The sequence below is a fragment of the Gordonibacter pamelaeae 7-10-1-b genome (assembly GCF_000210055.1).
Lineage (GTDB): Bacteria > Actinomycetota > Coriobacteriia > Coriobacteriales > Eggerthellaceae > Gordonibacter > Gordonibacter pamelaeae.
Map to the genome: position 1 here is coordinate 2,128,028 of NC_021021.1, position 1,680 is coordinate 2,129,707.

The 1,680-nt window shown below is 71.7% G+C and carries 2 protein-coding genes; both read right to left on the reverse strand.

Annotated elements, in window-relative coordinates; translation table 11 throughout:
- A partial coding sequence (locus GPA_RS09810; RefSeq protein ID WP_231847625.1) for a UDP-N-acetylmuramate--L-alanine ligase occupies nt 1-772 on the reverse strand: 772 nt, incomplete at its 3' end.
- A gap of 53 nt (nt 773-825) precedes the next feature.
- The coding region (locus tag GPA_RS09815; protein ID WP_041239424.1) for a UDP-N-acetylglucosamine--N-acetylmuramyl-(pentapeptide) pyrophosphoryl-undecaprenol N-acetylglucosamine transferase at nt 826-1,680 on the reverse strand (855 nt) is incomplete at its 5' end.

Sequence of the window (1,680 nt, forward strand, 5' to 3'; positions counted from 1 at the left end):
ACGACACGATGCGCGCGTCGCAGCCCTCGCCGAAGCCGTAGGTGACCAGCGTGCGGCCCGCGGCGCGCGCGAGCGCCGCAAGCTCCTCGTCGTCGCCGCAGGCCACCACCACGCCGCCGTCCGCGGGCACCGAGCCGATGAACGCGGCGAACTTCTCGTAGATCTCGTCGAGGTCGCGGTAGTGGTCCAGGTGGTCGGCCTCGATGTTCGTCACGAGCACCGCGCGCGGCGAGAGGTACGTGAACGACTTGTCGCTCTCGTCGGCCTCCACCACGTAGTGCCGGCCCTGGCCGGAGTGCGCGTTCGTGCCGTAGGAGCGCACGATGCCGCCGATGAGGAACGTGGGGTCCTCGCCCATGGCGTCCAGCACGCTGGCCAGCATGGACGACGTCGTGGTCTTGCCGTGCGTGCCCGCCACGGCAAGCGTCTCCAGGTCGCGGCCCAGGTGCGCGAGCATCTGCGCGCGGTGCCAGATGGCGAGCCCCCGCTCCTTGGCGGCGATGAGCTCGGGGTTGTTGTCCAGGATGGCCGTGGACACCACCACCACGTCGGGCGCGGCGTCGTCGCGCCCGGGGCCGCCCGGCAGGTTGGCCGGGTCGTGGCCGATGCGCACGTCGATGCCGGCGGCCTTCAGCTGCTTGGTGTAGCGGCTCTCCTTGAGGTCCGACCCGCTCACGCGCAGGCCCTGGTCGAAGGCGACGCGTGCGATGCCGCTCATGCCCACCCCGCCCACGCCGATGAAGTGGACCGATTCTATGCGCTGTGTGTCCATGATATCCTTAACTGCCCTTCCCTCGGGTGCGCTTCCATGGTAGCCAACGTTCGCTACCGCGCGGCCCCCATCACAACATCTGCCAATTTGGCGGCCGCATCGGCCGTCTTCTGCGCGCGCGCCGCCGCGGCCATGCGCTCCCGCACGCCCGCGTCGTCTAGAAGCGAGCGCACGAGCCGCGCGAACTCCGGCCCCTCCACATCGGCGTCCGCCAGCATGTACGCGCAGCCCGCCTCCACGTAGGCGCGGGCGTTCGTGGTCTGGTGGTCCTCCGTGGCGAACGGGAACGGAACGAGCAGCGCCGGGATGGCCCGCGCCGAGATCTCCGCGAGCGACGTGGCGCCCGCGCGCGACACGATGGCGTCGGCGGCGGCCATGGCCTCGCCCATACGGTCCGTATAGCCGAACAGGTGCCACCGCTTCTCCTCGGCGGGCGTGAGCGCCAGCTGCCCGGCGACGGCATCGAGCTCCTTCGGGCCCGTCACGTGGATGACGTGCACGTCGCCGGCGGCCAGCAACTCGTCCTTCAGCGCGCAGACGGCCTGGTTGAGGTGGCGGGCGCCCAGGCTCCCGCCCGTCACCAGCAGAAGGCGCACGTCCTCGGGCACGCCGAAGCGCGCGCGCCCGCCCTCGCGCGTGGCGTCGAACACGCTCTTGCGCACGGGGTTGCCCGTGACGGTGACGCGCGAGCGCACGCCCTCGTCGAGGGCGCCGGCCGCATGCTCGTAGGTCAGGCACACGGCGGCGGCCCGCTTCGCCAGGTACTTGTTCGCCATGCCCATGACCGAGTTCTGCTCGTGCACCACCACGGGCACGCCCAGCTTCTCGGCCGCGCGCCCCACCGGGATGCACACGTAGCCGCCGAAGCCCACCACGACGTCGGCGCCGAGCTCGGCGAGCCACGCCTT